At 56.9% G+C, this 16,983-nt stretch carries 14 protein-coding genes, 1 tRNA gene and 1 pseudogene; 11 read left to right on the forward strand and 5 right to left on the reverse strand.

Annotation, left to right across the window (positions count from 1 at the left end):
• Position 1 precedes the first annotated feature (1 nt).
• The 6 genes from IPM59_09840 to IPM59_09865 all read left to right on the forward strand — a co-directional run bounded on the left by IPM59_09840 (position 2) and on the right by IPM59_09865 (position 6,585).
• A complete protein-coding gene (locus tag IPM59_09840) occupies positions 2-496 on the forward strand; it encodes a YajQ family cyclic di-GMP-binding protein (protein MBK9215883.1) in 495 nt (164 codons plus the stop codon).
• A 30-nt stretch (positions 497-526) separates the two neighbouring features.
• On the forward strand, positions 527-979 hold the full coding sequence (locus IPM59_09845; GenBank protein MBK9215884.1) for a GxxExxY protein: 453 nt from the start codon (positions 527-529) through the stop codon (positions 977-979).
• Between the two features lie 32 nt (positions 980-1,011).
• Positions 1,012-2,028 (forward strand): polyprenyl synthetase family protein, encoded by a 1,017-nt coding sequence (locus IPM59_09850; GenBank protein MBK9215885.1) that lies wholly within the window; start codon positions 1,012-1,014, stop codon positions 2,026-2,028.
• 44 nt (positions 2,029-2,072) lie between these two features.
• Entirely contained in the window at positions 2,073-2,696 is a 624-nt protein-coding gene (locus tag IPM59_09855; GenBank protein ID MBK9215886.1) for a hypothetical protein, read from the forward strand.
• Positions 2,697-2,790: 94 nt separating this feature from the next.
• Positions 2,791-4,911 (forward strand): hypothetical protein, encoded by a 2,121-nt coding sequence (locus tag IPM59_09860; GenBank protein ID MBK9215887.1) that lies wholly within the window; start codon positions 2,791-2,793, stop codon positions 4,909-4,911.
• Positions 4,912-4,983: 72 nt separating this feature from the next.
• Positions 4,984-6,585 (forward strand): PrsW family intramembrane metalloprotease, encoded by a 1,602-nt coding sequence (locus IPM59_09865; GenBank protein ID MBK9215888.1) that lies wholly within the window; start codon positions 4,984-4,986, stop codon positions 6,583-6,585.
• Positions 6,586-6,641: 56 nt separating this feature from the next.
• Here the strand turns inward: IPM59_09865 and IPM59_09870 are convergent.
• Positions 6,642-6,717: transfer RNA gene (locus IPM59_09870), tRNA-Lys, on the reverse strand.
• 132 nt (positions 6,718-6,849) lie between these two features.
• Between IPM59_09870 and IPM59_09875 the strand changes: the two genes are divergently transcribed.
• The 4 genes from IPM59_09875 to IPM59_09890 all read left to right on the forward strand — a co-directional run bounded on the left by IPM59_09875 (position 6,850) and on the right by IPM59_09890 (position 11,450).
• On the forward strand, positions 6,850-8,484 hold the full coding sequence (locus IPM59_09875; GenBank protein ID MBK9215889.1) for a protein kinase: 1,635 nt from the start codon (positions 6,850-6,852) through the stop codon (positions 8,482-8,484).
• Between the two features lie 74 nt (positions 8,485-8,558).
• Complete coding sequence (locus IPM59_09880) at positions 8,559-9,506, forward strand: hypothetical protein (GenBank protein ID MBK9215890.1); 948 nt, start codon at positions 8,559-8,561, stop codon at positions 9,504-9,506.
• Between the two features lie 81 nt (positions 9,507-9,587).
• Positions 9,588-10,118, forward strand: a complete 531-nt coding sequence (locus IPM59_09885; protein ID MBK9215891.1) for a DUF4190 domain-containing protein — start codon at positions 9,588-9,590, stop codon at positions 10,116-10,118.
• A gap of 27 nt (positions 10,119-10,145) precedes the next feature.
• On the forward strand, positions 10,146-11,450 hold the full coding sequence (locus IPM59_09890) for a protein kinase (GenBank protein MBK9215892.1): 1,305 nt from the start codon (positions 10,146-10,148) through the stop codon (positions 11,448-11,450).
• Here the strand turns inward: IPM59_09890 and IPM59_09895 are convergent.
• The 4 genes from IPM59_09895 to IPM59_09910 all read right to left on the reverse strand — a co-directional run bounded on the left by IPM59_09895 (position 11,410) and on the right by IPM59_09910 (position 16,597).
• Positions 11,410-12,693, reverse strand: a complete 1,284-nt coding sequence (locus IPM59_09895) for an O-antigen ligase family protein (protein MBK9215893.1) — start codon at positions 12,691-12,693, stop codon at positions 11,410-11,412. The genes IPM59_09890 and IPM59_09895 overlap by 41 nt on opposite strands.
• Positions 12,690-13,553, reverse strand: coding sequence for a YihY/virulence factor BrkB family protein (locus tag IPM59_09900; protein ID MBK9215894.1), 864 nt, complete (start codon positions 13,551-13,553; stop codon positions 12,690-12,692). Before IPM59_09900 ends, IPM59_09895 begins: the two co-directional genes overlap by 4 nt.
• Before the next feature lie 123 nt (positions 13,554-13,676).
• Complete coding sequence (alr, locus tag IPM59_09905) at positions 13,677-14,804, reverse strand: alanine racemase (protein ID MBK9215895.1); 1,128 nt, start codon at positions 14,802-14,804, stop codon at positions 13,677-13,679.
• 230 nt (positions 14,805-15,034) lie between these two features.
• Positions 15,035-16,597, reverse strand: coding sequence for an acyl-CoA carboxylase subunit beta (locus IPM59_09910; protein ID MBK9215896.1), 1,563 nt, complete (start codon positions 16,595-16,597; stop codon positions 15,035-15,037).
• 97 nt (positions 16,598-16,694) lie between these two features.
• Here IPM59_09910 and IPM59_09915 point away from each other — a divergent pair.
• A pseudogene (locus tag IPM59_09915) lies at positions 16,695-16,975 on the forward strand (type II toxin-antitoxin system RelE/ParE family toxin).
• Positions 16,976-16,983: the final 8 nt, after the last annotated feature.

Below are 16,983 nucleotides of genomic sequence, written 5' to 3' on the forward strand. Positions count from 1 at the left end.
TATGGCAAAAGAAAATTCATTCGATATCGTGTCTAAGACCGACTACGCTGAGGTCACGAACGCGATCCACCAGACGACCAAAGAGGTGTCACAGCGGTTCGATTTTAAGGGCAGCCGCGCCACCGTCGAACTGCAGGGCAAGGACCTGATGCTGTCAGCCGAGGACGAGACCAAGCTGCGGAATATGAACGATATTCTTCAGTCAAAGCTCGTAAAACGCGGCGTTTCGCTCAAAGCCCTCGATTATCAGAAGATCGAACCGGCCGCGGGCGGCACTGTCCGTCAGGCTGTCAAAGTCCAGCAGGGAATCCCGATCGAGAAGGCCAAAGAGGTCGTTCGATTCATCAAAGATGCCAAATTTAAGGTCCAGGCCTCGATCCAGGGCGAAACCGTCCGCGTCTCCGGCAAAGACCGCGACACGCTGCAGCAGGTGATCGCGGCATTGAAGGGTAAAGACTTCGGCATCGATATGACGTTCGATAATTACAGGAATTAATAACCGCGAAATACGCGAAAAAGGCGAAAGATGGCTGAATTGATCTTTAAGGATGAGAGTTATGCCATTATGGGAGCGTGTTTCGAAGTGTATAAGGACAAGGGATGCGGCTTTCTTGAGGCGGTTTATGAGGAGTGTCTTGCGATCGAGTTCGAACACCGCAGTATTCCGTATCTGGGACAGCAGGAATTGAGTCTCTTCTATCGCGAGCGGAGGTTGACCAGTATCTATAAACCGGATTTCGTTTGTTTCGACAAGATTATTGTTGAGATCAAAGCAGTTCAATCGCTTGCCGATGAGCATCGTGCTCAAGTGATGAATTATCTTAAGGCAACCGGCTACGACCTGGCCCTTCTCGTGAACTTCGGTCACTATCCCAAAGTCCAGTACGAAAGAATAGTCGCGTCCGAAACTCTTCGCTTGCAGGCGCAAGCGAAACACGAACGAAACCACCGAAATATTGCCAACACAGATCGTATTTAGATATTTTAGCCTTTTTCGCGGTTAACTTCTTCATGCAACGATTCGCACTCGCAAAAGGTCAATCACTGCCGGCATCGGCCGCTCGCGCTTTTGACGTGATCGGCCGCGAGATGTCGCTTGTCGAGGCCGAGTATGAGCGGCAGGTGTCATCGAATATTCAAGTTGTCAATTATTTGGGCGATTATGTTCGCTCGTCAGGCGGGAAGCGGATCAGGCCGGCGTTGTTGATAATGGCGAATTACGCCGTCGGCGGTCGTGGCGATGCGGAGAACGTCATTCGGCTGGCGACGGTGATGGAGATGCTCCACACGGCGACGCTGGTGCACGACGACATTATTGATAACGCAGATATCCGCCGAAACAGGTCGTCGGTAAATGCGAGGTTTGGTAATCAAACGGCCGTGCTGATGGGCGACTGGCTGTATATGTCGGCATTTGAGACGACGGTTAAGGAGCGCTCGCTCGACATACTTGACATACTGACGCGGCTGACGCGCAAGATGACCGAGGGAGAACTGATACAGCTCACGCGCATCGGACGCATCGACATTACAGAAGAAGAATATCTCGACATACTTCGGCGCAAGACGGCGTTCCTGTTCTCGGCCTGTGGCGAGGTCGGAGCGATCCTCGGCGGGGCGGACGATGAACGGCGGGCGGCCCTTCGTGATTTTGGGATGGAATTGGGAATTGCATTCCAGTTGGCGGACGATCTGCTTGACCTCACCGGCGAAACGCAGCAGCTCGGAAAGGCGGCCGGTTCGGACCTGATCGAGGGCAAAGTAACCCTGCCGCTTATATATCTGCTTAAGGAATATCCCGACGTTAAGCAGGATATTGAACGCATAATGTTCGACGGGGAATATGCGCAGGTTTCACGAGAGGATGTGCGGCAATTGCTGGCGAGTAAGGGCGTTCTTGACGGCGTTCGGACACGAATCGCGGGCCATGCCGAGGCCGCGAGAAAAAGTCTTGCAGTTTTGCCGGAATCAGAGTATCGTTCTTGTCTGGAGACGACTTTGCAATTCGTGATGGCCAGAAATAGTTAGACTGTTACTTTAAGTGAGTTGTTAAGCTCTCTATTTTCAACACTATGGATGAGAATCTTATAGCAACACTTGAGCAATCGCTTAGGCAGACCCGCAATGCCCAGAACCGCCTGATTGGCCGTCTTCGCGAAGCCGAGAATGAGGTTGAGATGCTCCGGCTTGAGATCGGAGCGCTTGAGAATAGTGCGGCGCAGACGGAGAAGGCCATCGATAGTCTTCTGGTAGCGATGCGTTCCGGCTCGCGACCCTCGGGCCTTGGGACGGCCCCAACGATCATTGATGAACCAAACGAGGTCTTTCCGCTGAGTCTTGGCAGACGTCCGGCCGCTGACCCTTTAAGCGCTCCCGGGCGTGATAACACCGTAACCTATCTGAACCAGAATCAGCACCGCAATATCCCATCCATCCGAAACCAATTCGAGCCGGTGAGCAATCGCTTTGCTGACCGGACGATCACGCAGGCATGCACACTGCTGCTTAGAGAGGCAGCAGGGCCGCTGCACGTGAACGAGCTTTATAACCTGCTCATCGCCGGCGGTATGAAATTTAAGGGCAACAATCCCACGATCTCGGTCGCCGTGTCGCTCAGCCGCAACCGTCGATTTCGAAAGGTTGGCCCGGGCACCTTTGATCTCGTCATGCGCGAGGCCATTCAGGCAGCCTCCTAGACTTATCATTTAACTGTTTCAGACCTTGCATTTCGGTGTAAAACGGCGTAGAAAGGTTAGGTTATATTTCTATTCCGCCCACTGGAGGACTCGTATGTTCACTTCCTGCTCAATGGTTTGCAAAGCTGTTAGGTGGTACCTGTTCTTTGCCCTGTTCATCGCTGCGGCGGCGGCCGGAGCATCGGCACAGGCAGTCCGGCTTCGTTCACAGACGGCGCCGCCATGCAGCAGCAGTCAAGGCGATTCGTTAAGATACGCGGACCTGTTTGGTGAGAATCAGATCGCGGTGCAGGGCAGCTATGGCTGCCGCGGAGCCTTTATCTACGACATCTCAGATCCGGAAGCTCCGGTCCTGGCGAACTACTACGATCCGATCCGTCCGGGCACCTCAAGTACCCACGAACAATTCTTGGAGGCCGTCATACTAAATGGCATCGGTTATTTCGGCAGCGGGAACGGCGGCGGCGTGTATATCGTCGATCTTGCGAATCCATACCAGCCGGCCCTGATGGGAAGGGTCACCTCGGCGAGCGGCGGCGGCCACAACTCGATCCACGAGATGGTCATCTTCATGCAGGACGGCAAGACGTATCTGCTTGAGAATTTTAACGGCACGTCGAACAAGATAATGAAGTTCATCGACGTCTCCGATCCGGGGGCTCCGATCTTCATCCGGGACCTCAACCCGTCGGAACCGCAATGGGTGCACGCGATGGTGATCAAGGGCGACCGGCTCTACACATCCGGCTGGGGTAACACCTCATCACGGGGCCGCACGGAGATCTATCAGATCGCCAATATCGCCTCTCAGCCGGCCACGCTTTTGGGATTCATTGACGACCAGACTGGGATCACTGCGGGCAACAGTATGCACTCGTCGTGGCCGAGCGAGGATCAGCATTACCTCTACAGCGCGCGTGAGATCGGGAATAGCAATGCGACGAGCCCGGGTGATATTCGTGTTTACGACATACAGAATCCGGCGCAACCGCTTTTGATCCGCAAGATCTCAATGGTCGATATCGGTATTAATGCAGTGACGCCGCATAATCCGGTGGTCAAGGGCGACAAACTCTACGTCTCGTGGTATCACGCCGGCCTTCAGGTGTTCGATCTGTCAGACGACCCTACCAACCCGCAGCGGGTCGGTCAATACGATACCTATCAACCGGCGTTCTCGAAAGAAGATCAGAAAGAGATCGATGCTTTTGAACCTTGGGACATGGTCTGCGGCCGCAGCCTGAGCACGGATCTGGGCGTGACCGGATATCAAGGGGCGTGGGCGGTCTATCCGTTCCTCGGCGAGGATCGCGTCCTGGTTGGTGACCTGGCGAAAGGCCTGTTCATCGTTGACGCAAGTCATTTGACGACGCAATCCCGAAATCAGGTGTCTGATTACGATGGGGACGGGCGGACAGACATCTCCGTCTGGACGCCGTCCAGCGGCGATTGGCTTATCGAATTGAGCAGCAGCCAGACCGCTATCGACCCCCATTTTGGCTTGCCGGGCGATATCATTACGCCCGGAGATTATGACGGTGATCAGGTTGTCGATCTCGCCGTTTTCCGTCCATCAGCCGGGATGTGGTATGCCGAGCGGAGTTCATTGGGATTTATTGGATTTCAGTTTGGAAGCAATGGCGACGTTCCGGTAGCCGCCGATTATGACGCCGACGGAAAAACGGATTTCGCCATTTGGCGTCCGTCCACGGGCATTTGGTACGTGGTGCAGAGCACGCTTGGATTCCGGGCCGCTCAGTGGGGATCGAGCTCTGACAAGCCGATGATCGGCGATTACGATAATGATGGTAAAGCGGATATGACCGTTTGGCGTCCGGCCAATGGATTCTGGTACACGCTCCAGAGTTCGTCGACGATCCCGGCGGTCAGGGCCTTTGGTACAGCAGGCGACAAACCGCTCATGGCCGACTTCGACGGCAATGGTGTTTCGGACCTGGCGGTCTATCGGCCTTCGACGGGTTACTGGTACATCATGGACCCTGTCACGAGTGCGTTCAAGAGCTACGCATTCGGCCTGACTGAGGACATAGCCGTCCCAGCCGATTACGATGGCGACGGTAAGAGCGATGTGGCGGTCTTTCGTCCGTCGTCAAACACATGGTTTCGTATAAACAGTACGAACGGCGGATTCGCTATTCAGGCGTTTGGTGCGACAGGCGATAAGCCTGCACCGTCATCGGTCCAGCCAAATTAGGAACGCCGCCGTTCCAGACAAAGCCCAAAGTCAACTGCTTGACTTTGGGCTTTTTGTTTCTATGATTGCAGTATGAAACTCAACCTGACGATCGGCGGCGGCACGCTTGCGGGACGAACATTCGATCTTGAGACCGGCTTTCTCACTGTTGGCCGCAGTGATACATGCAGCGTTCGCCTCGACCCGCTGACCGAACGCATTGCATCTAAGCAGCACTGCTTTATCGAGGCCCGCGCGGACGGATTCTACCTCACCGACAATCAAAGTACTAACGGGACATTCGTCAACGGAGAACGTGTCGATTCGGTCCGGCTAAACTCCGGTGACCAGATACAGTTTGGCGCGAACGGGGTGACGGCCGCCGTCCGGATCGATACCGCCGGCGGACAGATGGATAGGGACGAGTTTCGCTCGGCCCAGCTTGAACAGTTCACGGTCGTTGCCGCCCGCGAGCCGCAGGGACTGCAGGCGTCGCTCGCCAACTTCGGCCTCAGCAGCATGCCCGCGGTCAAGCCTGAAACGCGCAGCACCGGTCGCTATATCGGAATCGCGATCACGATCTTTGCAGCGATCTTTCTTTCGCTCGTGGTCGTGCTGCTAATGCTTGGCAGCGTAGGATTTATCCCCGCTGTTCTGGCGGCGGTGATGGCCTTTCTGCCGGCGTTCCTGTATCTGGTCCCGCTCGTCTGGCTCGACCGTTATGATCCGGAACCACTCTGGCTGCTGGCGACGGCATTCGCTTGGGGAGCTCTGGTGGCAGTCGTGGTGTCATTCATCGTGAATACCGTGATCGGTGCGACGGCCGCAAACGTGGCCCTGGCGCAGGGATACTCAAGAGATGATGCCGGCTTCATCTCTAGTTTTGTAGGCGCCGTCATTTCGGCGCCGATCTTTGAAGAAGGTTCTAAAGGACTCGGCCTTGTGATCCTGTTGATCTTCTTCCGGCGTTATCTTGACGATGTGCTGGACGGGATCGTCTTTGCAGGTGTGATAGCCCTCGGTTTTGCCACGGTAGAGAATGTCCTTTATTACGGGCGAGCGATCGGCGAAGCAATCGATCAGGTCCTTGTTCAGGGTGCCGAGGTTCGTGAAGGCGTCAAGATCGTCATCTTCCTGTTCGTTTTGAGAGGGATATTGTCACCCTTTGCCCACGTAACGTTTACTTCTATGACCGGCATCGGCGTCGGCATTGCTCGTGAATCGCACAATATGGCCGTTCGATTGATACTGCCCGTTGTTGGCTACGCGGTAGCAGTTATCCTGCATATGATCTGGAATGCGATGGCAGTATTGGGCGGCCTCGGCGGCTTTGCGGTCGGGTATATCATTCTCGAGGTGCCCTTTTTCCTGGTCTTCGTGGGTTTTTCGCTCTACATCATGCGGCGGCAGAACAAGATACTGACCGAGATGCTGGCGCTCGATATAGCTCGCGGGTTGATACCACAGGAACACGCGACGATCGCTACATCGGCGTTCAAGAGTCCGAGATGGGTGCTTGGCGGGCTGTTCAATGGCAAGTTCAAGCCTCGTGCACGATACGTTCGGGCAATTGGCAAACTCGGCTTGAGCTATTGGCACATCCAGCGGGCGACCGCCGCGCAGGGCGAGACTGGGAGCTTTCAGCAAAATCCGATCCTGCGCGACGAGGTCCTTGCTTGGCGAGACAAGGTTTGAGTTGGCTGGTAAACGACAAAAGCCGCTCGACAAGCGGCTTTGCCTTTTGTTTGATCTGGTAGGCCGGACAGGGATCGAACCTGTGACCCGCGGATTAAGAGTCCGCTGCTCTACCAACTGAGCTACCGACCCAGAAGCAAAAAGAGAGTATAGCAAAGGCATTTTTGTTCGCCAAGAGCCGCAAGTTTCACTCTCGCCGGCGTTCTTGCAGGCAGCGGCATTGCATTGTTGCGCCTTTCTGGCTGACAATATCGTTTTGATCCAATGAAGGAGTGTCCCAAATGCGAATTGGTCTATCCGGACGAGACAGCAACATGTCTCGTTGACGAGACCGAGACGCGCCACGCGATGCCGGGGCCGACGCTGCTCGACGGCCGGTATCAACTCGAACGCCGGCTTGGCCGCGGCGCGATGGGCTACGTCTTTCTTGCAAAGGACAATAAATTTGCGACCAAAAGGCTTGCGGTCAAGACGGTTCGCCAGGATATCCTGTCGAGCGAAGACCTGCAGGAAGGCGAGGCGATCGCTCGATTTGAGCGAGAAGCCCAGGCCGCGGCCTCGATCCAGCATCCAAACACGGTGAGCGTGACGGATTTTGGCGAGACGCCGGAAGGGGTCTTCTATCTCGTCATGGAATACGTCGAGGGCGAGACACTGCACAAGCTGCTCCGTCGCGAAGGCACCTTGCCGGTAAAGCGTGCTGTGAACCTGCTGCGTCAGATCGCCGACGGCGTGGAGGCGGCCCACGAATTAGGCATTCTGCACCGTGACCTCAAGCCGGCAAACATCTTCATCATGAAGGGCAAAGGCGACGGCTTTGTAAAGGTCGGCGATTTTGGCTTGGCGAAGATCGTCAATCAGACCGTCACCGATATCAGTTCACAGGCTACGCCGTCCTCGCGCGGGATCATCGGCACGCCGGAATTTATGTCGCCCGAGCAGATGCAGCCCGAGATGGGCGTCGATAAGCGGGCTGACCTGTATGCCCTCGGCACGATCGCCTATCTGATGCTCGGCGGCAAGACGCCGTTCACGGGCGACCTGATGCAGCTCGTGATGCAAAAGATAATGCATCGGCCGCCGCCGCTGTCGTCGATACGAACGGATATCCCGGCCGATGTTGACCGCGTGATAATGCGTTCGCTCGAGATCGCCCCGTCAGACAGGCCGGCGTCGGTCAGCGATTGGATCACGGAGCTCGAAGAGGCTGCTGAGGACGTAACCGAGGCGAAACGCGGCGGAATGTCGCGGCTTGTCGTGCTCGCACCGGCCAATGCCGAGGTCTATGTCAATGACGAGCGGAAAGCGAGCGTCGGCAGCTCAGGCCGCGTCGTGCTGACGGACATACCGGCCGGCCAGCATATCCTTCGCGTTTCAAAAGCGGGCGAACGCGACGATGAGCGTGTTATCGAGATACGCGAGGGAGCCCAGGAACAGGTCATCCAGGCACAGCTAAAAACGCCGCAGGGCAGCCAGCCCTCATCATCGCAGGGTGCCGGATCGAGCGGTGCTCCTGCGTCCAGCGTCATGCCCGGCATCGTCGCGTGCAGCAACTGCGGTTCGCGCTTCGCTGAGGGCGTCCGATTCTGCGGTCGCTGCGGCGGCGGGCGATTTGTCATGGTCAGTCCGGGCGAGGCCGCTGCCTCCGGTTTTCCATGCCCGCGCTGCCAGGCTCCGCTTCCTGCGAATTCGCGCTTCTGCGGCCGCTGTGGTATGACCATTACTCCCGGCGGCATTCACGCCAGTCAGTCGCCGTCATTCAGCCCGCAATCCACGGCCCAATCGCCGCAGTACTTCACGGCCCCTGCGCAGCAGGTCTCACGCGTCTGCCGCCGCTGCAACACGGCATATCCGCCGCATATCCGTTTTTGCGGTAAATGCGGGTTGACTTTGCATTAAAGTCGCCTTTTCCACTCGGTTATGGTTATAATGATTTCGTTCCGATAAAACCGACCTAAACGGGGACCTGAGCGATGAAAATTTGCCCGCGATGCCAGAAGACCTACGGCGACGACAGTCTTAATTTTTGCCTTGAGGACGGCTCGACTCTGACGCAGATGGCCGGCGTTGCGCCGCCGCCGACGGTGCAGATGCAGCAGCCATTCTCGACGCAGCAGTCACCGGGCCAGACAGTCGGGCAGGCGGGATGGAATGTGGGCACCCAGCAGCCATATTCGATGCAGCCGCCGAAGAAGTCCTCGAAGGCGTGGGTTTGGGTTCTGTTGATTCTCGGCGTTCTTGTCTTGTTGTGCGGCGGTGGTTTTGCCGGCCTCGTCTATATCGGCAGCCAGGATGATGGGAAGCCGGGCAATAACACGGCAACAAACAGCAATTCATCGGGCTTTAGCAACAAGAACTCCAATAGCTCAACGTCCTCGGGGCGGACCTCGATAACGAAGCTCGATCTTGCGAGATGGGAGCCCGCGGACAAAAGCTACGGCGATACAGATTATGCGGACGGCGAATTTACGATGTCTTCAAAGATGAAGGGCTACTACTATGTACTTGCGGGGACCGACGACCAAAGATCGGTAAATGCTGATTCAATGGTGACGGTTCGGAACATCGATAATGCAGGGACCAACCTTGGGTTTGGCCTTGTCTTTCACAGCAAGACGACGCCATTGCAGCAAGGCTATGCACTGCTGATCGATTCTACAAAGAAGCGCTACCGTGTGGTGCATCATGAGCCGAAGAAGGAGACGCCGGTCATCAACTGGACCAAATCCGATGCGATCCTTGACGGCACGTCAGAAAATACGCTTGAGGTCCGCGACCAGACTGACACCGTCGACATTTACATCAACGGCAAAAAGGTCAATTCGATCAAGAACCAATACGGCTATTCGAGCGGCGTCGTCGGCCTATACGCCGGTGACGGCATCAAGATCGGCTTTAAGAACCTGGAGATCCGGAAGTAATTGAGAATTGATGATCGAGAATGGAAAATGGCAGTGGACAGACTCTAATTCTCAATTCTCAATTCTAAATTCTCAATTCGTATGAAGCAGTGCCCGCGTTGTAAGCAGACCTATAGCGACCCGTCTCTCAACTTCTGTCTTGAGGATGGCGAACTGTTGACGGCATTTGCCCAGGAGCCGCCACTCGGCCGGTATGCCGATGAGACGCCGCCGACGATCCTTCTTGACCAATCGCGGGTCACAAATCCAACGACCTGGCCGCAGCCGCCGGTCGCCCAGCCTCCCGCTAAGTGGCAGCAGAATGCGGTGCAGCAGGCGCCCTTTGGTGCCTACGCGATGTCATCGCCCAATCAGACGCTGGCGGTTGTCGCTCTTATCCTCGGCATTTCAAGCCTTACCGTCGGCTGGTGCTGTTATATCGGCCTGCTGCTGGCTCCGGCGGCCCTCATCACGGGCGTGCTCGCAAAATCGCGGGCCGACAAGGAGCCGCAGTTGTATGGCGGCCGCGGCATGGCGATCGGCGGCATTATCATGGGAGCCGTATCGCTGGCGATATACGTCCTGCTTTTTATTATCTACGGGCTCGCTCTCATCGGCGGCAGCATAAGTTAAACTATTGACGGAGCTTCATCGGCGAACATGCGAGTTACTCTTCACGTCGTTGCCGGGCCGCAGACGGGCCGCGACTTCAGTTTCGATCAGCACGACACATTTCTGATCGGCCGGAGCGAGGACGCCCAGTTCTGCCTCCCGCATGACAGATTCTTCTCGCGTCACCATTGCCTGATCGAGATCGCGCCTCCGCAGGCATTTCTTCGCGATCTGAATTCTACGAACGGCACCTACGTTAACGGTGTCCGCGTTGCCGAGGCGCATCTCAAGAGCGGCGACCGCATCCAGGGCGGAGAGACGGTTCTCGAGGTGGTGGTGACGACAGGGCTTGAGGATTTTGCCAACACAGCAGAACTTCTTTCGCATCCGTCGGTCGTCAACGTAACATGCCTGAATTGCAGCGTTCCGGCCGCCGTCGAAGCGACTCATCCTGAGGCCAAGCTGTCGTTCGTCTGCGATGATTGCCGCGAGAAACTCAAGACAAATCCTCAGCCGATACCCAAGTATCAGATGATCCGCGTGATAGGCCAGGGCGGCATGGGCAGTGTGATGCTCGGCCGCTCTGAGGCGGACGGGCGCGCCGTGGCGATCAAGACGCTGCTGCCGGAGGTTGCGGTCAGTGAGCAATCGCTCAAGCGGTTCATGCGTGAGATCGAGGTCGCGGCCTCGCTCAAGCATCCAAACATCGTTGAATACGTCGAACACGGCACTCACAACGGCTTGGTCTATCTCGTCACCGAATTCATTCAGGGAATGGATGCCTCTCGACTCGCCCGTCATCGCGGCGGCAAGCTTGATTTTCGCGAGGCGGTTCAGGTGGTTGAGCAGACGCTGGCCGCGCTTGATTTTGCCCACAACCTCGGTTTTGTTCACCGTGACATCAAGGAACAGAACATCCTCGTTGCGGGTGACTTTCCCGGCTCTACCGCGAAACTGACCGATTTTGGACTGTCCAAGAGCTTTAAGGAAACGGGTATGTCAGGCGTTACGATGGTCGGCGACGTCGCCGGCACGATCGCTTACATGCCGCCCGAGCAGATCCGCGACTTCAAGGAGGTAAGGCCTCCGTCCGATATCTATGCTGTCGGGATGACGGCCTACAGCCTGCTGACAGGTGCACACGCACTCGACATCGCGCCAAAGGCTGGCATCGCCGAGACTGTAAAGGCGATATTCGAGCGGCCCGTGATCCCTATTCGCAGTCGTATCCCTGACATACCCGACCGCGTCGCTTCAGTGATCGAAACTTCGCTGGCCAAACAGCCCGAAATGCGCTGGCGAACGGCCGGTGCTATGCGTGAAGCTCTTCTGTCTGCGGCTTCGTCTGGTTGATCCTGTCAGCCGCTACGATCAATCCGATCAGCACCCACAGATGGCGGGCATTTTCGAACGAACCCGCGAAACCCTGGATAAGAAAGCACGAAACGAACGCGATACCCATCGTGAGCCGTAACGACGACATCCGGTCCGTAAGAGCGAATTGCGTCCGCCGCATCACCGCGACGACGACAGCCGCCAACGTACCGAGTCCGATCACGCCGGCCTGTGCCGCAACGTTCAGCGCGACATTGTGAGCGTCAGTGATAAGGGTCCATCCGCCCGCGGGAACCCGATAGGGAAGATCCACAACCGGCAGTCCCAGGCCCACACCGAATAATGGGTGATCCGCGATTGTTCCCAACGCCTGCTGCCAAACCAACAGCCGCGCGGTCGGTGTGATGTCATATCCCGCGAATGAGAAATACACCGGCCCGGCCGAACCGAACGGTGTCAGCGACGAGATGATGACGAATGCCGCGAGCATTCCAGACACACCGACGAGTGCAAGTCTGGATAACGAGCTTTTGCTCGAACCTCGCGTCGCACAATAGAACCATAGCCCGACCGCCGCCAGAACACCGCCGATTCCCGGCGTGAGCGTGAAGAAGATAGCAATCGAAAACAGCGCGAGCAGAAAATAGAATAGCCCTTTGCCTACCGACCCGTTTCGCCAAAACGCGAGCAGCAACATCAGCCCGACGGCAAGGTAATTGCAAAGCATCGCCGGATACTCGAACGTGCCCTGAATCCGGGGATAGTTGCCCGGCGGGAGCGTGCCGTAATGATGCATAGCGAAGGCCGTCAATGCGTTCTGCCAGCCGGCAAAGAACGAAGCTGCCGTCAATGCCGTGACGGCGGCCGCGACCGACGCGGCAGCGACCCACACAGCGAGCGTCCGGATCAGCATCCGCTCGTCGCGGACGATATTGATGGTAAGGGCCGCAAGAGCGATCAGGTAGAGTTCCGCCGGTAGCCGTCTAAGGCTCTTACCGACATCGATCGAGAATAGTGCCGAGAGCGTCAGGGCCAGACCGTACAGGCCGAGCCAGAGATAGATGCTGTCCACCTCAAGTTCAGCCCGGCGAAACGCCACCGAGACGGCAAATAGGCCGAGACATACAAGGAAGATTAGGTCCGTCGGCACAGCTGCACTGCCCAGCACTATGAGAGTCGGCCGCATGAACGCGAGTGAAAAGACTAGGACAAGAAATGTCCATTCGACGATGGCCGTTAGGGTCGAGCTGTCATTTTTCATTCGCCGGTGACGTCCATCGGAGCGGCGCGCATCTCATGCAGCATGGCATTGATAACGCCGCCGATCATCAGCGCCAGAGCCGTAAGATAAAGCCAGAGCATCATTATCATCACAGCCCCGAGCGAGCCATAAGCTTTGTTATACGAGTTGAAGTAGCCCAGGTATGTCCGAAATGCTGTGGTGAGCAATATCCACAGGACGATGGCCACGAGCGAGCCCGGAGTGATCCATATCCACCGAAACCGCCCGAAGGCCGGCAGCAGATTGTAGATCACCTCACACGCAGCCAGCATCACCACAAAGGTCGAGATCCATTGGATAATGATCAGCAATAATGGCGAGGTGACCTCAAAACCCACGGCGGCAGTCGAGTACTGCACGAGCTGCCAGCCATAGAAGACGATAGCGAGCACCGCCATGGTCAGCCCGCAGACGATGAGCGTCAGGGCAAGCGATTGGAGCTTTGTCCACCAGAAACGTCGCTGATCGACAAATCCGTACACGGCATTCAAGGCGTTCCGAATTGCATCAACGCCCGCCGATGCGGACCAGAGCGTTACCACGAGGCCGAGCGTCAGCTTGCCGCCCGTGCTGTTGGCGACGATCTCATCGACGGTTTTCCTCACGAGGTCGAACGCCGTTACGGGCATTATCTGCTTCAAATACGTGAACAGTTCGTTCCGCAGCCCGTCGGACGATTCCAGTAGCAGGCCAAACAGAGAAACCAGGAAATATAACAGCGGGAACAACGCAAACGAGAAATAGAATGCCACCTGCGCCGCCCGGCTGAAGATATCCGCGTCAAACGACACATCATACAGCCGCGAGAAGAAGCGCTTCCATTCAAAGTTCGCTGTCATCGAATAACTAGGTTCTCTTCTCTCCGTTCTCTGCGAAAATCTCTGCGTCCTCTGCGTGGAACCCAGCTTTCATAAGATTCCACGCGGAGAAACGCTGAGGAAGAGACGCCGAGGCCGCGGAGCCTATCCTAAATACACACGCGGCACGCGCGGGCTGATGCCGCAGGTGATCTCGTAGGCGATCGTCCCGAGCTTGCGTGCGAGGTCGGCGGCCATCACACAAACATCGCCGTCGCCACCGATCAGAAAGACCTCGTCGCCGACGGCGGCGTCGATGTTCGTCACATCCAACAGCGTCCAGTCCATCGAAACGCGCCCAACGACAGGCGCGAATGCTCCGTTGACCACCGCTTGGCCGGCGTTCGACATCGCACGCGGATAGCCGTCGGCGTAGCCGATGGGCACGAGCGCGATGCGCGAGGCGCGCGTCGTGATAAATGTTCGGCCATAGCCGAGGCCCTCGCCTGCGGGCACATCCTTGATATGAGCGATGCGCGAGCGCAGTGACATCACAGGTCGTAGCTCAGGCCCATCGGCCGACTCAGGCAAAATGTCAGACAGCAATCCATACAGCGCTCCGCCGAGACGCACCATTCCGCGTCGCGAACCGTCGCAGCGGATCGAGCCGGGCGAATTGGCTATGTCAAAGACGGTCGGCGAATGGCCTGCTTGCTCAAACGCTCTGCACGCCGCGTCGAACCGCTCGATCTGTCCCGCCGTAAACTCATCCTGTGCCGGATCGTCAGCCGATGCAAAGTGGCTCCTTACGCCAACGACGCTGAGGTTCGCAAACTCGCGCAAACCAGCCGCAAATTCTCCGGCCCGCGGCCATCTCACGCCGACTCGGCCCATGCCGGTGTCGATCTTCACGTGAATATCGACGTTTTTATCGACGATGAACTCCGACAACCGCCGCGCGGTATCTAGGCTAAAGATGACCGGTGTAAGGTTGTGCTCGACGATGAGCGATTCCTGCCCCGGCCAGAATGAACCGAGACACAGTATCGGCCGCGTGACGCCGGCGCGGCGCAGCTCGACACCTTCTTCCGGTATTGCGACGCCGAACCAATCGACACCTTCCTTTTCCAGCCGCAGCGCGCAGCGAGCGGCTCCATGGCCGTATGCGTCGGCCTTGACGACGGCCATGTATTCGACGTCCTCGCCTATGAACTGTTTGGACGAATGAAAGTTGAACGCGAGCGCGTCGAGGTCGATGTAGGTTGCGGTTGGACGTTTGGGCAGGTCGGCCATTAGATGATGAAGGTCGTGACGTTAAACGAATGATCGCGTAGCGATCCGGTGATTGTAGCCGTGGGTGATAACCCACGGAACTCGTCAACATGAATTGCCGTCGCGTCTGCGACGATTGAAATGCGTTCGAAAACGTCAACCGTCGCTACGCGACGGAAACCATCGTTTGTCTCTGACCGTGGGTTGAAACCCACGCCTACAATCAAACATCGCTACGCGATGAAATCCACCTACAACGGAATATTCCCGTGCTTCTTCGGCGGATTTGTGTCGCGTTTATTCTTTAACAGCGACAACGCCCGTATCAGCTTTGGCCGCGTAGATCTCGGCTCGATCACCTCGTCGATAAAGCCGCGTTCGGCCGCGACGTATGGATTCGCGAATTTCTCGTTGAATTCACCGATGATGCGTTCGCGTTTTTCGTCGGGATTGGTCGTGTCGGCCAACTGCTTGCGGTAGAGCACGTCCACAGCGCCCTCGGCGCCCATGACGGCGATCTCGGCGGTCGGATAGGCGAAATTGATGTCCGTGCGAATGTGCTTCGAGGCCATCACGCAATACGCGCCGCCGTAGGCTTTGCGGGTGATGACGGTGATCTTTGGCACGGTCGCCTCTGCGAATGCGAACAGCAGTTTCGCTCCGTGGCGGATGATGCCGTGATGTTCCTGGCCGACGCCGGGCAAAAATCCCGGCACGTCCTCAAACGTGATCAGCGGAATATTAAAGCAGTCGCAGAACCGCACAAACCTCGCCGCCTTGACCGAAGCGTCGATGTCGAGCACGCCGGCGAGGAACGCGGGCTGATTCGCCACGATCCCGACCGAATTGCCGCCCAAACGCGCAAATCCCACGACGATATTGGGCGCGTAATGCTCCTGCACCTCAAAGAAATAACCGTCGTCAACGACCGAGTGGACGATATCGCGAATGTCGTAGGGTTGATTTGCGTTCTCGGGGACGATCGTGTTCAATGCCTCGTCCGTGCGATCGCTTGGGTCGCTTGTCGCCACGAACGGCGGATCATCTACGTTGTTCGAAGGGATAAACGAGAGCAATTCGCGAGTGATCTGCAGAGCGTGTTCGTCCGAATCGGCCGCAAAGTGAGCGACGCCGGACTTGGCATTGTGCGTCATCGCGCCGCCGAGCTCGTCCTTGGTCACGTCCTCGTGCGTGACGGTCTTGATCACGTCGGGGCCGGTGATGAACATATACGACGTGTCTTTGACCATCACGTTAAAGTCCGTAATGGCGGGCGAATAGACCGCGCCGCCGGCGCATGGGCCGAGGATGCACGAGATCTGCGGCACGACGCCGCTGGCGAGCGTATTTCGCAAAAAGATGTCCGCGTAGCCGCCGAGCGAGACGACGCCTTCCTGAATTCTCGCACCGCCCGAATCGTTCAGCCCGACGACGGGTGCGCCGACCTTCATCGCGAGGTCCATAACCTTGCAGATCTTCTCGGCGTGCGTCTCGCTCAATGAGCCGCCAAACACCGTAAAGTCCTGTGCAAAGACAAACACCTCACGTCCGTCCACCAGCCCGTGGCCCGTAACGACGCCGTCGCCGGGGAACCTCTGCTCGTCAAGCCCAAAGTCCGTCGAACGGTGCACGACAAACTTGTCAAACTCCTCAAACGACCCTTCGTCGAGAAAGAAATCGATCCGCTCGCGCGCCGTCATCTTGCCCTGCGCCTTCTGCTTCTCAACGCGCTTCGCCCCGCCACCTTCCTCAGCCGCCGCCGACCTTTCCTTAAGCTGCTCGATCTTAGATTTTGTCTTTGCCTCGGGCTTCATCCCGCATAAGTGTAGCGATTTTATCCTTGTTTTGAAAGCATAAGGGCGCGATGGAAGACCACTTGCAAATGATAACGCCAAGCGTTATCATCGGCTTGTGATAATCAGTTTCCGAGATAAGGAAGCCGAGAAACTGTTTCGCCGCGAAGGTCGCGACGACTGCCTGGCGACATCCAAGCTATCGCGCGCCGGAAACTTGAAATATTGAACGCCGCGAGTTCGTTAAGTGATCTACGAGTTCCGCCGTCCAATCGGTTAGAGAAACTGAAAGGCGACCGGCTCGACAGTTACAGCATCAGAATAAACGACCAATGGCGCATCTGTTTCTGCTGGGACGGCCACGATGCCGCCGAGGTCGAGATAGTTGATTATCACTAGGAGTTGTT

The organism is Chloracidobacterium sp. (genome assembly GCA_016715795.1).
GTDB lineage: Bacteria > Acidobacteriota > Blastocatellia > Pyrinomonadales > Pyrinomonadaceae > OLB17.

What these genes read in the sequence shown, in the direction of transcription:
- IPM59_09885 (MBK9215891.1), top strand. Translation starts at nt 9,588, where the DNA reads ATGAAGCAGTGCCCGCGTTGTAAGCAGACCTATAGCGACCCGTCTCTC.
- IPM59_09910 (MBK9215896.1), bottom strand. Translation starts at nt 16,597, where the DNA reads ATGAAGCCCGAGGCAAAGACAAAATCTAAGATCGAGCAGCTTAAGGAA.
- IPM59_09900 (MBK9215894.1), bottom strand. Translation starts at nt 13,553, where the DNA reads ATGACAGCGAACTTTGAATGGAAGCGCTTCTTCTCGCGGCTGTATGAT.
- IPM59_09865 (MBK9215888.1), top strand. Translation starts at nt 4,984, where the DNA reads ATGAAACTCAACCTGACGATCGGCGGCGGCACGCTTGCGGGACGAACA.
- IPM59_09880 (MBK9215890.1), top strand. Translation starts at nt 8,559, where the DNA reads ATGAAAATTTGCCCGCGATGCCAGAAGACCTACGGCGACGACAGTCTT.
- IPM59_09875 (MBK9215889.1), top strand. Translation starts at nt 6,850, where the DNA reads ATGAAGGAGTGTCCCAAATGCGAATTGGTCTATCCGGACGAGACAGCA.
- IPM59_09895 (MBK9215893.1), bottom strand. Translation starts at nt 12,693, where the DNA reads ATGAAAAATGACAGCTCGACCCTAACGGCCATCGTCGAATGGACATTT.
- alr (MBK9215895.1), bottom strand. Translation starts at nt 14,804, where the DNA reads ATGGCCGACCTGCCCAAACGTCCAACCGCAACCTACATCGACCTCGAC.
- IPM59_09855 (MBK9215886.1), top strand. Translation starts at nt 2,073, where the DNA reads ATGGATGAGAATCTTATAGCAACACTTGAGCAATCGCTTAGGCAGACC.
- IPM59_09850 (MBK9215885.1), top strand. Translation starts at nt 1,012, where the DNA reads ATGCAACGATTCGCACTCGCAAAAGGTCAATCACTGCCGGCATCGGCC.
- IPM59_09845 (MBK9215884.1), top strand. Translation starts at nt 527, where the DNA reads ATGGCTGAATTGATCTTTAAGGATGAGAGTTATGCCATTATGGGAGCG.
- IPM59_09840 (MBK9215883.1), top strand. Translation starts at nt 2, where the DNA reads ATGGCAAAAGAAAATTCATTCGATATCGTGTCTAAGACCGACTACGCT.
- IPM59_09890 (MBK9215892.1), top strand. Translation starts at nt 10,146, where the DNA reads ATGCGAGTTACTCTTCACGTCGTTGCCGGGCCGCAGACGGGCCGCGAC.
- IPM59_09860 (MBK9215887.1), top strand. Translation starts at nt 2,791, where the DNA reads ATGTTCACTTCCTGCTCAATGGTTTGCAAAGCTGTTAGGTGGTACCTG.